This window comes from Pyxidicoccus sp. M6 (assembly GCF_055568925.1).
On sequence record NZ_CM145714.1, the window covers coordinates 78,869 to 92,373 of the forward strand.

Annotated in this window: 12 protein-coding genes; 2 read left to right on the plus strand and 10 right to left on the minus strand. The window is 69.8% G+C overall.

Annotated features, from left to right (window positions below):
* Positions 1-87: 87 nt before the first annotated feature.
* Entirely contained in the window at positions 88-1,527 is a 1,440-nt protein-coding gene (locus ACVTJA_RS00315) for an alkaline phosphatase D family protein (RefSeq protein ID WP_465832755.1), read from the plus strand.
* A gap of 3 nt (positions 1,528-1,530) precedes the next feature.
* Here ACVTJA_RS00315 and ACVTJA_RS00320 read toward each other — a convergent pair whose 3' ends face one another.
* The 3 genes from ACVTJA_RS00320 to ACVTJA_RS00330 all read right to left on the minus strand — a co-directional run bounded on the left by ACVTJA_RS00320 (position 1,531) and on the right by ACVTJA_RS00330 (position 7,231).
* Positions 1,531-2,265: a head GIN domain-containing protein gene (locus ACVTJA_RS00320; RefSeq protein ID WP_465832757.1), complete on the minus strand. Its 735-nt coding sequence runs from the start codon at positions 2,263-2,265 to the stop codon at positions 1,531-1,533.
* Between the two features lie 84 nt (positions 2,266-2,349).
* The gene (locus tag ACVTJA_RS00325) at positions 2,350-5,730 is read right to left on the minus strand and encodes a protein kinase domain-containing protein (RefSeq protein WP_465832759.1); all 3,381 of its coding nucleotides are present in this window, start codon (positions 5,728-5,730) and stop codon (positions 2,350-2,352) included.
* Positions 5,731-7,021: 1,291 nt separating this feature from the next.
* Positions 7,022-7,231, minus strand: a complete 210-nt coding sequence (locus ACVTJA_RS00330) for a hypothetical protein (RefSeq protein ID WP_465832761.1) — start codon at positions 7,229-7,231, stop codon at positions 7,022-7,024.
* A gap of 147 nt (positions 7,232-7,378) precedes the next feature.
* Here ACVTJA_RS00330 and ACVTJA_RS00335 point away from each other — a divergent pair, with 147 nt between their 5' ends.
* Positions 7,379-9,271 carry a ribonuclease R family protein gene (locus ACVTJA_RS00335; protein ID WP_465832763.1) on the plus strand — a complete coding sequence of 631 codons (1,893 nt, stop codon included), beginning with the start codon at positions 7,379-7,381 and terminating at the stop codon, positions 9,269-9,271.
* Between the two features lie 4 nt (positions 9,272-9,275).
* On the opposite strand, the gene ACVTJA_RS00340 is transcribed toward ACVTJA_RS00335, so the two are convergent.
* From ACVTJA_RS00340 to ACVTJA_RS00370, 7 genes are all read right to left on the minus strand, one after another.
* Positions 9,276-10,187, minus strand: a complete 912-nt coding sequence (locus ACVTJA_RS00340; RefSeq protein WP_465832764.1) for an MBL fold metallo-hydrolase — start codon at positions 10,185-10,187, stop codon at positions 9,276-9,278.
* 108 nt (positions 10,188-10,295) lie between these two features.
* Positions 10,296-10,664, minus strand: a complete 369-nt coding sequence (locus tag ACVTJA_RS00345; RefSeq protein ID WP_465832765.1) for a winged helix-turn-helix transcriptional regulator — start codon at positions 10,662-10,664, stop codon at positions 10,296-10,298.
* A gap of 7 nt (positions 10,665-10,671) precedes the next feature.
* Positions 10,672-11,391: an FG-GAP repeat domain-containing protein gene (locus tag ACVTJA_RS00350; protein ID WP_465832767.1), complete on the minus strand. Its 720-nt coding sequence runs from the start codon at positions 11,389-11,391 to the stop codon at positions 10,672-10,674.
* Positions 11,392-11,443: 52 nt separating this feature from the next.
* Positions 11,444-11,938, minus strand: coding sequence for a YkgJ family cysteine cluster protein (locus ACVTJA_RS00355; RefSeq protein WP_465832768.1), 495 nt, complete (start codon positions 11,936-11,938; stop codon positions 11,444-11,446).
* A 101-nt stretch (positions 11,939-12,039) separates the two neighbouring features.
* Positions 12,040-12,513, minus strand: coding sequence for a hypothetical protein (locus tag ACVTJA_RS00360; protein WP_465832770.1), 474 nt, complete (start codon positions 12,511-12,513; stop codon positions 12,040-12,042).
* The gene (locus ACVTJA_RS00365) at positions 12,510-12,893 is read right to left on the minus strand and encodes a hypothetical protein (protein WP_465832772.1); all 384 of its coding nucleotides are present in this window, start codon (positions 12,891-12,893) and stop codon (positions 12,510-12,512) included. The genes ACVTJA_RS00360 and ACVTJA_RS00365 overlap by 4 nt, the downstream gene beginning before the upstream one ends.
* On the minus strand, positions 12,890-13,210 hold the full coding sequence (locus ACVTJA_RS00370) for a hypothetical protein (protein WP_465832774.1): 321 nt from the start codon (positions 13,208-13,210) through the stop codon (positions 12,890-12,892). Before ACVTJA_RS00370 ends, ACVTJA_RS00365 begins: the two co-directional genes overlap by 4 nt.
* Positions 13,211-13,505 lie beyond the last annotated feature (295 nt).

Here is a 13,505-nt window from a genome sequence, read left to right on the forward strand (position 1 = left end):
GTCGCACCCCTCCTTGGCGAGCGATTGACGAAGGGTGCGGGCTGCTTCGGAATCGCCCCAGGCAGACGAGGCACAGGAGGCCTTCCCATGGCGCTCGCGTTTCCCGTCCACCCGGTAACGGTGGGTCCCATCGTCGGAGCCACCACGGACACGTCGGTGCGCCTGTGGGGGCGGGGCGAGCCCTCACGCCCGCCGGGTGGCCGCTACTGCTACCTCGTCGCCCAGGTCCTCATGGCGGGCTCCACCCAGCCCGTGCAGGGGGCCTATGTCCAATTGCGCGCCGAGGACGACTTCACCGGCAGCGTCGACTTCACCGGCCTCGAGCCCGGGCACATGCATGCCTACCGCATGGGCTATTTCTTCTCCGACGTGGAGCCGCACCTGCTCGCGCCCGCGGTGGGGTTGGACCTGCAGGGGGCGTCGGGCGGAGCCTTCCGCACCGCCCGTCCGCCGGGCAGCACGGAGCTGTCTTTCGTCTTCGGCTCGTGCCGTCACCCGGGCCCGCCCGGGGAAGAAGGCGTGGGCAACCGGGGGGACGTCGTCTTCGGCACCGTCTACGACCAGGTGGAGCGCACGCCCACGGACCTGCTGCTCATGGTGGGGGACCAGATCTACTCCGACGTCCGGCACGACGCGCGCACCTTCGCGGAGTACTGCGCCACGTACCGCGAGGCCTTCACGCAGCCGAACCTGAGAAAGCTCATGGCGCGGGTGCCCACGTACATGACGCTGGACGACCACGAAATCGCCGACAACTGGTCCATGGACAAGCTGGTGGACCCGAAGCTGAGCAACGAGGCGCGCTGGGAGAACCGGAAGCGCTTCCTCGCGGCGATGGAGGCGTACCGCGCCTATCAGGTGGTGCACGGGCCGGTGCTGGAGCGGCGCAATGAGCCGGGGCTCACCAACGCGCTGACGCGCTACTGGTACGACTTCCAGGTGGGGCCCGCGCGCTTCTTCGTGCTCGACACGCGCACGGAGCGCTACCACCACGCGAGGCCGCCGCAAATCATCGGCCCACCGCAGATGGAGGCGCTGAAGCTCTGGCTGACGAAGGACCCGGGTGGGCTGAAGTTCGTGGTGTCCTCGGTGCCGCTCTTCCCGGACGTGAGGCTGGCGGGCCTGATGGAGGCGGAGCGCGAGGACAAGTGGGCGGGCTTCCTGCTCCAGCGCCAGCACCTGCTGGACTTCATCCGCGATAACGATGTGCGGCGCGTGGTGTTCCTCTCCGGAGACATCCACGCGTCGATGTGGAGCGAGCTGCGCTGCTCCTCGCGGCCGGACTTCCGCCTCTACTCCGTCATCTCCTCGGCCTTCGCCGCGCCGGCCTTCGTGCCGCCGGAGTTCATGTACGAGCAGGCCGGCATCCTCGACGGACAGTCGGACTACGTCATCACGCGGCACGGCGGCTACGTGCAGCTCAGCAACTTCACTCGGCTCACCTGGCGGGAGCCGGTGCTGCGCGTGGAGATATTCGAGCGGAAGGGCGCGCGCCTCCACGACGCGGAGCTGCGGCTGGATGCGTGAGCGTCAGTCCTTGTAGGTGACGCGCGAGCCGCCGCTGGTGTCCACGTCGCTCTGCTCGGGGCGGGACATGAGGCGGATGGTGCTGCCGCCCGAGGCGTCACCGCTGACGCGCTGGGAGACGTCCGCCTCCACGCGCGAGCCGCCGCTGGCCTCGGCCTCCAGCGTCTTCATGCCCTTCACGTCGAGGGCGAGCACCTCGGCGCCGCCGCTGGCCTCGGCGTCCATCTCCCGCGCGCGGCCGGAGAGCTTCACGCGCGAGCCGCCGCTGGCCTCGGCCTCCACCTTGCGCGCGTCCACGCCGCGCACGGAGAGGACGGCGCCGCCGCTGGCCTCGGCGGAGAACTCGTCGGTGTCGGTGGCCTCGGCGTCGACATGGGCACCGCCGCTGGCGCTCACACCCTCGATGCGGGGGTTGGTGACGTAGAGGTGGACCTTGCCGCCGCTGAGGCCTCCGAAGAGGCCCTTGCGCTCCACCTCCGTGACGAGCGTCCCGTGCTCCACCTTCAGCTTCACGCGGGAGAGCAGGTCCGACGGGCCCTCGAGGCGGACGGACTTGGGGCCGACCTTCACCTCGGCCTGGATGCCGTTGGTGACGGCCACCTTGTCGAAGTCGGGTACGTCGCGGGGCTCGCCCTTCTGGGCGGAGGTGTCGCTCTTCTGCGGCTCCTGGGCCTCGGCATGGGCACAGGCGGAGAGCGCGAGGAAGGAGACGAGGAACGAAACGCGGGTGGTCTTCATGGGGGACGCTCCAAAGGCAGCGGGGGCCCGTGCAGGCCCGTCACGCCCAGGGTACGCATGACCCGTGAAGCCGATTGCGTACGGCTAATGCCCGGACAGCATCTCCAGCGGGACGCGCAGGGTGGTGGTCTCCCCGGGCTTGATGTCCACGGGGAGCTTCATCGCCTTGCCGTCGCCGCCCACCAGCCTGAGGACCTGCTTGCCGGAGGGCAGTGACACCTTGAAGAGCGGGGTGTCACCCAGCACACGGCCGCCGAGAGAGACCTTGGCGTAGGGCTCGGTGACCAGGGTGAGGAAGCCGGGCTCGGCGGCCTGGGCGCTCTCCGAGGCGGCGGAGTCGGCAGCGGCATCGGTGTTCGCCGCCGCGTCCCGGGCCTCGGGCTTGCGCGCCGTGGTGTCGCGGGTGCGCCTGGCGGGCTTGCCGGCCTTCTTCGTCTGAGCGGGAGACTCCTCGGACGAGGGGACCTCGGCCTGCGCCTCCATGGGCTGGGCTTCCGTGGGGGCTGCGTGCGGATTCGCGGGGGCTGCCTGCGGATCCACGGGCCTGGCTTCGGTGCCGGGCTGGGTGGCGGCGGTGTCCACCACCGTCATGGGGTCCACCGTCGGCGTCGGACCGGGGGAGGGCGTCTCCGTGCCGGTGGCGCCGGCCGTGGCCGGCTTCGCGACGGGAGCGGCGCCCTCCGAGGGAGTGTTGCCCTGGGCCGTGGCCGGAGGCGGCGTGTTCTTCGGCGCCATGCCGAGCATGGGCTTCACCCAATTGGAGACGCGTCCTCCGTCCAGTCCCAGGATGACGGCCACCGCGCCACCGCCGAGGAGTACCAGCACCACGGCAAGGGCAACCCAGACGCCGCCGCGCCGCTCGCGGAGAGGGGCGTTGAGCCCGGCCTGGGTGTTCACTCGCGCGTCGTCGTCATCGACCGCCGCGCCCTCGAGGTCCCCGGGGAAGACGTCCTTGCCGAGGGCGAGCGCGCGGACGGACTCCGTGCGGACCTCCGGCTCGGGGAAGACGGGAGGCGGGGGTGGCTGCCGGCGCCGGCTCGACTTGAGGCGGCGCGGTGTGTGCGTGGGCGTGATGGAGACGGTTTCTTCCGGGCGCTCCGCCGGCAGCACGTGGCCACGGCCCGACGACTTCACCTCGCGCTCCGCGGGGGGAGCGGGACGGGCCATCGCGCTTGGTATCTCGTGGCTGGGACGCGACGCCAGCATGGGCTGCGTCTCTCGCTCCGGTGGAGGAGGCGGGGGAGAGCGCGGGGACTGTGCTTCCCGGTCCGCGGAGGGTGTGGCCGTGCGGGAGGGCTGTGCCTCGCGGTCCGTGTGCTGCGAGGACGAACGGGAAGACGGGGCCTCGCGGTCCGCGTGCTGCGAGGGTGAACGGGAATTCGTCGGCTCGCGCTCGGCGTACATCGAACGAGACGGCGCCTGGGCTTCGCGCTCGGACGGAGGCGGAGGCGGACGGGAATTCGTCTGCACCTCACGGTCTGCCTGTGCGTTGGACCGTGCTCCCGCGCTCTGCACCTCCCGCTCGGACGGAGGCGGGGGCGGACGGGAATTCGTCTGCACCTCACGCTCCGACGGAGGCGGCGGAGGCGGACGCATCATCGCCGTCTGCAGGTCGCGCTCCACGGGCGGCGCGGGCGGACGCACCATCGCCGTCTGGAGGTCACGCTCCACGGGTGGCGAGGGCGGACGCACCATCGCCGTCTGGAGGTCGCGCTCCACGGGCGGCGCGGGAGGCCGCATCATCGTCGTCTGGAGGTCGCGCTCGGGCATGGCCCCGCCGGCGGTCCGCACCATCGCCGTTTGGAGGTCGCGCTCGGGCATGCCTCCGCCAGCGGTCCGCACCATCGCCGTCTGCGCATCGCGCTCGGGGGTGGGAGGTGTCAGCGCCGGAGTGATGCGCAGGTTGTCCATCGTGGCACGCCCGGCACGAGGCCGTGCGTCCGCGCGTGGTTCCTCCGTTGGCGCCACCGCGCGGAGCCCATCCATCGTGCGAGGACCCCGGGGCCGGGGCTCGACACGGGGCGCCTCCTCCTGGAGCGTCGCGGGCTCCGGAGTGGGCGCCTGCTGCGCGCGCAACGTGTGCTCCGGAGACAGCGCGGGCCGCCCCGGCTGTGTCCGCGCCGTCGAGTGCTCCTGCGCGGCCTGCGACATCGACTCGGGCGGAGGCGGCGGTCGCGACACCTCGCCGGACATGGTGCGCGCGGCCCCGCGCTTCTGCGCCGCCGGGGATGACGCCTTCCGCACCGTGCCCACCTCGGCGGGAGGCGGAGGCAGCGTGGGCGTGGACGCCGTGGGCCGCTTCACCGCGGGAGTCCCCTGCGCCGGAGTGACGGCGCGCGCCTGCGCACTACCCTTCACCGGGGGCGCCGCCACCGAGGGGCGCTGCGGCGCGGGAGCCGGCGTCATCGGAGGCGTCTCCGCGGCCTCCGAGCCCATGGCCAGCACCTTCGCGAGGTTCAGCTCCCCCGTCGAGTCCGCGGCGATGGACTGCCCGCTCATGAGCAACTGCCGCGTCTGCTCGCGCCGGTCCGCGAAGAGGCGGCGCATGAGCTCGCTGCTCTGCTCCGGGTGCCAGATGAGCGGGCCCACCGCGCGCTCCAGGGCGCGGGCGAACTCCAGCGTGGAGGCGTAGCGGTCCTCGCGCTTCCTCGCCAGCGCCTTCATGACGATGGCGTCCAGCTCCGGAGGCACCTGCTTGTTGGTGCGTGAAGGCGGCGTCACCTCGCACTTCAGCACCGCGTTCATCATCGCCTCGGCCTGCTTCGCGTAGAACAACCGCATGCCGGTGAGGCACTCGTGCAGCACCACGCCCAGGCTGAACAAGTCACTGCGAGCATCCAGCGGCTCGCCCATGATCTGCTCCGGGGACATGTAGCCGCTGGTGCCCTTCACCATGCCCACGGCGGTGCGGCTCGCGCGGGCCAGGCTCTTGGCGATGCCGAAGTCGAGCAGCTTGGTGACGCCCTCGTACGTCACCATGATGTTCTTCTCCGCCACGTCGCGGTGGATGACGGGGGAGGGGCGACCCAGCGGGTCCGTGAAGGTGTGCGCGTAGTGGAGCGCCACGGCCGTGTCGCGCACCGACATCAGGCTGAAGCCCATGGGGATGGGGTGGTTGGCCTGACGGCACGCGCGCGCCACCTCCACCAACGTGGCGCCGGGCACGAACTCCATGGACAGGAACAGCTCGCCGTCGGCGATGTCCAGGTCGTACACCTGGGCGATGTGCGGGTGGTTGAACGCGGCCGTCACCTTGGCCTCGTCCAGGAACATCCGGACGAATTCCTCTTCGCCTCGGATGTCCGGCAGAATCTGCTTCAACACCACCAACTTGCGGAAACCCGCGAGCCCACGCTGGGATGCGAGGAAAATCTCCGCCATCCCGCCTGTCGACAGGCGGCAGAGCACCTCGTACTTGCCCAGCGAGCGCGCATCCGGCGCGAGCGGCAGCGTGTTCCCACTCATTGGAAGGAACCCGAATCTACACTCCCAGCCGGACGGACGCGAAAGCCCGGGCCCCGTCGGTCTGTTACCAGACTCCCCGACTTCCTGGGATGGGCTGGATTTGAACCCCAATTCAGGTAGGGAATCGTGTGCGGACCCGGCCAGGCGGGTGGGTTGGCCGGGCGGCTTCAGGGAGAGGTGGCGGGGAGGGAAGGCTTCAGCCGGTCAGCGGGGATGACCTGCCTGGAGCGGTGGGCGCTGGACCCGGGGAGTGGCGCGTCCAAGTGTGCCGTCCACGCGCTCCACCTTGGCGGCTGAGAAGTCCTGGGTATCGAAGTACTCGGCGCTCAGGCCCGTGCTGGCGATGGAGGGGTGAAGAGGGCGGTGTACCGCGTGTCCAGGTCCGGCGTGTGCAGGTCATGCGAGGGCTATCTGTCCGGCTGGCAGACCCAGGGACGGTCGGGCTTCTTTCCCTGCTCACAGCGGTAGCCCTCGGCACAGGTGTTGGGGCCGTTGGGGTCACAGCTCGGGAGGCAGTGCCAGCGGTCACAGGTGAAGCCTTCGGGGCAGGGAGGCTGGTCGGGGCCGCAGCGTCGTACGCACTCGGTCCAGGCCTTGCCGGGGTGGGGAGTCGAGGTAATCACCTGGCACTCCCGGTCCTCAGGACACGGCGTCTGCTGGCAGTCGGGCCCGTAGACCACCGCGCACCGTGAGGCGCCGTTGTCGTGGCGGATGCAGTACTGTCCTTCGGGGCACCCGCGGGTCTCGCACGTCGGCAGGCAGAGGGGCTCTGGCGTCAGTCCCGCGCAGTAGAAGCCTTCCGGACAGCTCGCGGTTCCATCCCAATCGCAGGGACGCCCGCACCACTCCTGGCGGTTTCCGCCACAAAGCAAACCTGGCTCACAGGCGTATTCCGGGTCAGGCGCGAGCTCGATGCATCCCTCGCCCTCCTTCCGGACTCCCAGCGGGATGCAGAACCGCACCAGCGGGCCTCCACCGACGGTATTCAAGCTTCGGCAGATGGAGCCCTCCGGGCACTGCGCATCCGTCATGCATTGGCTGTCGGTGCAGTAATGCTTGAACACCCGTCCATCCCTGAGGCAGCCCAAGGGGGCCTCACAGTCGGAGCGCTGCTGGCAGCGACGGCGGTACGTCATGCGCTGTCTGCGCTCCTCGAAGGAGAGCATGGGGCTGACGCGTGGATCCTCGGAGGCGCGCGAACGCGCAGGAGGATTCAAGCTGAGGCCCAGCAGCATGAATGGCACCGGCAGGAACCAGCCGATGACCAGCCCGAGGATGACATGCCGTTTTGTCAGCCGCACTGCTCGAGACACTCCTTGCTGTGTTCCTTGCCCTCGCAGAACTCGCGGTGCTCATCCTGTGAGCATTTCTTGTCTTCGATGCGCTCCTCCATGTCCTCCCGGGACGCCTGGTCCACGGCACCGCCACGGCCGTACGTACCCGGACAGCCCGTCAGGACCCCCAGCAGCAACACGTCTACGCACACGGTTCGCCAACGCATTCGCGGTCCCCCCGGCGAAAAGCAGGCCGCTCGAACGTAGCAGGCCCCGGGGGACGTCACTTTCCGCGCGCTCCCACACTCCGTCCTCCCGTGGACACGCTCCACCGGGCACGAAGTGGGCTAAGACGCGCCCCAAGGCTCACTCACATGGATACCTCTTCTTCCTCGCGCACCGTCACCGGTCGCATCGACGTCCACCCTCGCGGCTTCGGCTTCCTCACCGTGCAGTCTCCCGACTCGCACGAGGTGCTCTCCGCCTTCATTCCTCCTCCCGACCTCAACCCGTTCTTCGCCGGTGACGTCGTCACCGCCACCGTGACGGCCGCGGCGGACGGACGCTGGACGGCGAGCAACCTTGCGCTCGTGGAGCGCCCGCGTACCCAGGTCTACGGTGAAGTCGTCCTGCGCAAGGGCACGCCCTTCCTTCGCGTGGACCGCGAGGTGGCCAACGCGGACTGGGCGCTCGACACCGCCGGCGTGCAGGTGGCGTTCGGCGACGCGGTGGTGGCGCGCATCGCCGAGGGCAAGCTTGTCCTCCTCTACCGCGTGGAGCCCGGGGAGGACCGCTCGTTGGAGCGCGTCATCGCCCGGCACGGCCTGCGCAAGTCCTTCCCGCCCGAGGTCCTCGAGGAGGCCCGCCGCGCCCGCGCGGTGCCGCATGCGCTCGGGGCCCGGAGGGACTTGCGCTCCATTCCCACGGTGACGGTGGATGCGCCGTCCACGCGAGACATCGACGATGCCATCTCCGTGCTGCCCGCGGGGCCGGACGGCGCGCTGCGGTTGCTCGTCTCCATCGCGGACGTGGGCGAGTACGTGACGGAGGGCTCGGCGCTGGACGTGGAGGCGCGCGAGCGGGCCACCAGCGTGTACCTCGCCGGACGCGTGCTGCCGATGCTGCCGGAGGAATTGTCCTCGCACTGGCTCAGCCTGGTGCCCGGCGAGGAGCGGCTGTGCCTCACGGTGGAGCTGCGCATCGACCCGCAGGGGAGGGTGACGGCGGCGGACGTGTACGAGAGCATCATCCGCTCGTGGGCGCGGCTGAACTACGACGAGACGGCCGCCTTCCTCGACAAGGGCGAGGTGTCCCCGGCCATGGAGCCGGTGAAGGACGTGATGCCGTGGTTCCGCCTCGCGGCGGCGCGGCTCGCGGTGGCACGCGCGGCTCGCGGCGGCATGGAGTTCGCGCGCGAGGAAGCGCGTTTCACCTTCGACGAGCGCGGCGAGCTCTCCGGCCTCGTGAGTGAGCAGCTCACCTCCGCGCACGGGATGATTGAGCGCTTCATGGTGGCGGCGAACGAGGCCATCGCCACGTGGCTGCTGGCGCGCGGCGTGCCGGGCGTGTTCCGCGTGCACGAGCAGCCGGACCCGGTGCGGGTGGCGGACCTGAATGCCTTCGCGGAGACCTCGGGCTTCGCGGCGGGCTTCGGGCGCGAGCTGACGCCGCTCGCGCTGGCAGCGTTCGACCGGCAGATTGCCGGTGCCGCGGCGGAGGCGGCGCTGCGCTCGGTGCTGCGTCGCTCGCTGGGCCCGTCGCGCTACACGGTGAAGCCGCTGCCGCACTTCGGGCTCGCGGCGCCGCTGTACCTGCACTTCACGTCGCCGATTCGACGCTACGCGGACCTCGCGGTGCACCGGACGCTGAAGGCGTACCTGCGCGGCCGGCGTGACTTCGTGGACATGGACCCTGCGATGGAGGGGCTCGCGGTACACATCAACGCGAAGGCCCGGGCCTCCGCCCGCGCGGAGACGGACCGGCATCGCGAGCTGGAGGCACGGTGGATGGCGGCGCGCGTGGGCCAGCAGTTCCCCGCGCGTGTGACTCGGGTGAAGCCCTTCGGCCTGGTGGCGCAGCTCGACGGCATGCTGGTGGAGGGCGTGGTGCCCGCGGACGGCCTGCCTGGAGGCCCGTTCCGCCCCGACGCTCGCGAGCTGTCCCTGGTGGGCAAGGAGCGGACCTTCACCGTCGGCATGCCGGTGACGGTGAAGGTGTCGTCCACGGACGAGCAGCTCGGCCGCGTGGAGCTGGCGCTGGTGCAGTAGCCCGTTACCGGGCCGCGGAGAGCTCCGCGGCCACGGAGTCCGCGCCCAGGCCGATGAGGAACTCGAGCCCCGCGCCTGGGTAACGCCGCTTCATCTCTTCGGTGAGGGCCTTCTTGCCCTCCTCCGTGAGCGTGTCGCGGCCCGCGCGCAGTGCCTCCACCTGCGCGCGGTACGTCTTCAGGTACTCGCGCTGCCAGGCGAGCAGCTCGCGGCCTCCCGGTGCTCCGTGTCCCGGGTAGAGCTTCGCCACACCCGCCAGCTCCCGGTCGAGCCGCGCCAGGTTCTCCAGCCACCGCGTCGTGTGTCCATCCGTGACATACGCATGCACGCCCGCGAGCACGGCGTCGCCGATGAACGCGTGCCCTCCCCCCGCGTCGAGCACCCAGTACGAGTCCGCGTGCGACTCACCCTGGCCCAGGGCATGGACGGTGAAGCGCAGGCCGTCGAACGTGACGCTCTCCCCAGCTCGCGCGGTGCGGTTGGGGAACGTCCGGTGCTCCGGCCACTCCGGGCCGAACATCGGCTTCCACTGCTTCTCCTTCGCGGCGTCGCTCTCCTCAATCACGTGCGCCACGTCGGTGGTGGCGATGACGGGCACTGCGTCCAGGCCCGCCGTGAGGATGCCCACGCCGTTGTAGTGGTCCGGGTGCCCGTGCGTGAGCAGCACCGCGCGCAGCGGCTTGCCCAGCGCATCCAGCCGCTGCCGCAGCGCCTTCGCGTCGCTCACCGTGAGCGCGCTGTCGATGGCGACGACGCCCGTGGCGCCCTCGACGAGATAGGAATTGACCAGGATGCCGCCGGGGCTGGCCTGCACCCGGTGGATGGTGGGGGACGCCGAGGCACCTTCAGGCGCGTGCGCGCAGGCGCCAACGAGCACACCCGCCGCGAGGGCGAGTGTGAGGACCGGGGTCTTCATGTGGGGAGCTCCGCTTGAAAGGAATTGAAGCGGCCCACTGATAAAGGCGGGGCTGTATCGCTTCAAGAGCGTACCGGAAGGAGCGGAGCGCACCTTCCGGTGCGGGCCTCACCCTTCCGAAGCGGGCGGCGCTTCGGTGCGCAGCAGCTCCAGCGCATGTGCCTCGGACCAGCGGCAGATGGCGTCGAGCGGCTCCTTCAGCGACTCACCGAGCGGCGTGAGGCGGTACTCCACCTTCGGAGGCACGGACGGGTACACGGTGCGGTGAATCAGCCCGTCCCGCTCCAGGGCACGCAGCGTCTGGCTGAGCATCTTCTCGGAGATGCCGCCGATGCGGCGCTGCAGGTCCGCGTAGCGCACCGTCTGTTCCCGCAGCGCGTAGATGACGAGCAGCGTCCACTTGTTCGCGACGCGCTCCAGCAGCAGCCGCGAGACGCACTTCTCATTGAAGACGTTGGGAGTCGTCGGAGCGTCCATGGCGGCCTCAGCCCGCGAGCGGCAGGTCGGAGGTCTTCCCCGAGAGGTCCTTCCCGGTGGCCCAGCCGAGCAGCCCGGTGGCGGACTTCACGAGGTAGAGGTACTCGCCCGGAGGGCCCAGGGGCGCGGCGGCCAGCACCTGAATCTTCGAGCCCTGCGCCAGCGTGGCCACGGCACTCTTGTCGGTGCGGCTGCGCTGGAGCGGGAAGGACTGCTTCACGGTGGCCTCGACGCCGACGGCGTACAGCTCCTGGGGCACCTCGGCGACCATGCCCTTCTTGTCGAGCACGTACTTGTCACGCCGGTTCCAGAAGCCCTGCCACGAGTCGGACAGGATGATGCCGTTGCCCTTGGCCTCGGTGAGCGCGGGGACGTTGCCGATGGACTTCAGCGTCTTTCCGTCGAAGGCGTAGAGGTGCTGCTGTTTGTCGTAGTCCGTGTTGCCCGTGGAGACGACGAGCTCCTTGCGCTTGTCGCCGCTGTCGATGTCCACCACGACGAAGCCCTCGGGCGAGTTGCCGTCCGTGCCACCGCGGATGGTGGAGTTGCCCGCCTTGAGGACGAACTCGTCCTTGGGCTCGTCCCACGTCAGGGAGATGGCCTCCGGCTTGCCGTCACCATTCAGGTCCACCGAGGCGGACTTCGTGGGCTCGCCCTGTGCGTGCGCGAGCGGCGCGGTGAGCAGGGTGAAGGTCATCACGGCCAGGGCAGGGGACTTCGTCTTCATGGCGGACCTCGGGGTGTGGCGCACGGTGGCGGCGCATCGTAGTCGGGGCGGCTCAGTCCCGCCGGCCGAAGCGTCCACGGAAGTGCTTGTCGAGGAACGCCTCCGCGCGCTCACGAGCGGCATGGGCCTGTGGTGGCAATGGGCCTCCGTGCTCCGGCTTCTCCGCGCGGCGGGCCCGCTGCATCACGGAGCGGGGCTCATCGCTGGAAGCGGGCGGCAGCTCCTGTCCCACGGCGTCCACCAGTGCTCGCGCTTCGTCCACCACGGAGAGGGCCTCATCGAGGGAGACCTCCTTCTCCGCGAGCGCCGCGTAGAGCTGGCAATGGTAGCGGCGGCAGCTCGCAGGGCGGTCCGCGTAGACGGTGCAGGTGCGCCCATCCAACGCCGCGCAGTGCTGCGCGAGCGCCGGGGACCCGTCCGCTCGCTGCGTCAGCGGGAGTCCGCGCTGCTGCAACGCGGAGACTTCCCCCGGCTGGAGTGAGACGTGCGTGAAGAGCGTGCCGTCACAGCACATGCCACAGCGCAGGCAGAGGGTGGAGAGGGGCAAGCGGGGACTCGGTGGAGGAGGGACTCTCTACCAACGCTCTCGCGAGGGCGCTCCATCAATCCGGCCCGCCGTGGAGGGGCCTGCCTGCCCGGGCGGGCCTCTCAGCGGAACGCCCAGTAACCGTCGATGAGGGGACGCCCCCCCTTCTTCGCCGTGCCGAAGTGGCGCAGGACTTCGTAGTCCCAGACCTCGTCCGACTGGAATGACACCCGCTCGCCAGAGGATGGAAGCTCCAGCTCGATGCGCAGGAGCGAACGGCTCTGGGCTGCGTAGTCGTACGAGACGTGCTCCACGGCCGCGCCCTTCAACACGCAGTAGATCATCGTCCGCATCTCCAGGGTCATCGGAGAGGCGAACGCCTGGATGAGGGGCTTGAAGGCCGAGGGGTCGGCTTCGAGCTGCTCCAGCAGGGACGGCTGCATGCGTCTCGACAGCTTCCGCTCATAGTGGGCCTGGACGGCTCGGACGTCCTCGAGGACCTGGGCAACACGTGCCTCACGTTCCTCACGGAAGAGCTGCCCGACGCCCGCGGCCTCGAAGGTGAGCACCACGCGATTCATTTCTTCCCGGGTCATGCTGCCGCCTCTCGTATCTGCCAGCGGTTCTGTTCGAGGCTCTCGATGAGCTCGCGCACCATGCGCCCCAACGGCGAGTTCCGGTCGTCGATGACGAACACCAGGCAGTCATCGTTCACGGCAATCCATATCAATGCATCCGAGTTCTGCTCGGTGAGCCCTTCCCTGCGCCAGGACTCGAAGCTGTCGCGGTCACGGTAGATGAACGCTTCCGCTGCATCCGTGAGGGGGAAGAGTGCATCGCTGGTGATGGGCAACACTCCACGTCCTGGAACATCCACGACGGCCTGCCGCCATTCCCGGCGAAGCCAACGCACGGCGAAGTCGAGCTCGCTACCGCGAGGGATGCCTTCCAGCACGAGGTCGTCCCCACCAATCATTCGAGCCCGCTCCCGCCATGAAACTCCTGCCGCTCCCGCTCTACAGAGTAGTCATCCGGCGAGTAGAAGATGGTCCTGAGCCGCCCACGCCCTCCAGGCAGGGGCAACAGGTCTCCCCGGTCCACGAAGGAGAACAGGTACTGAAGCTTCTCGCGAGGGATGCGCAGCCTGTCCGCCAGCCTGGGCTCGTCCGGACCGTAGGTGGTGAAGTACGCGCCCTTGGGATTGTGCGTCGCGGGAGGCTGAGCCGCCTTGAAGAGCCAGTGCTTCTGACTGCGAATCGCGTTGAAACCCGTCTGATTCGTGAAGTGGTTCACGCGACGGACGATAGACGGGGCGTCTGACGTCACAGGTAGACACCGCTGGACACAACCCGGTGAACCTCGTGCTTTACCTCGCGCGGTGCAGGCGGGAAACAACTGCCTCGATGTGGATGCTCTCCCAACAACCCGCCCGCGAGGTTCGACTCCGCCGCCGAGCGCTTCACATCCGCCATGTCCGCCCCGACGCCGCGTGTGGAACACACGTTGGCGGGAAGACACCGGCGCGCGCGTGTTCATCATGGGTGACACCGGACCCGATGGGGGATTGTCCGACACGCCGCTCGAAGTG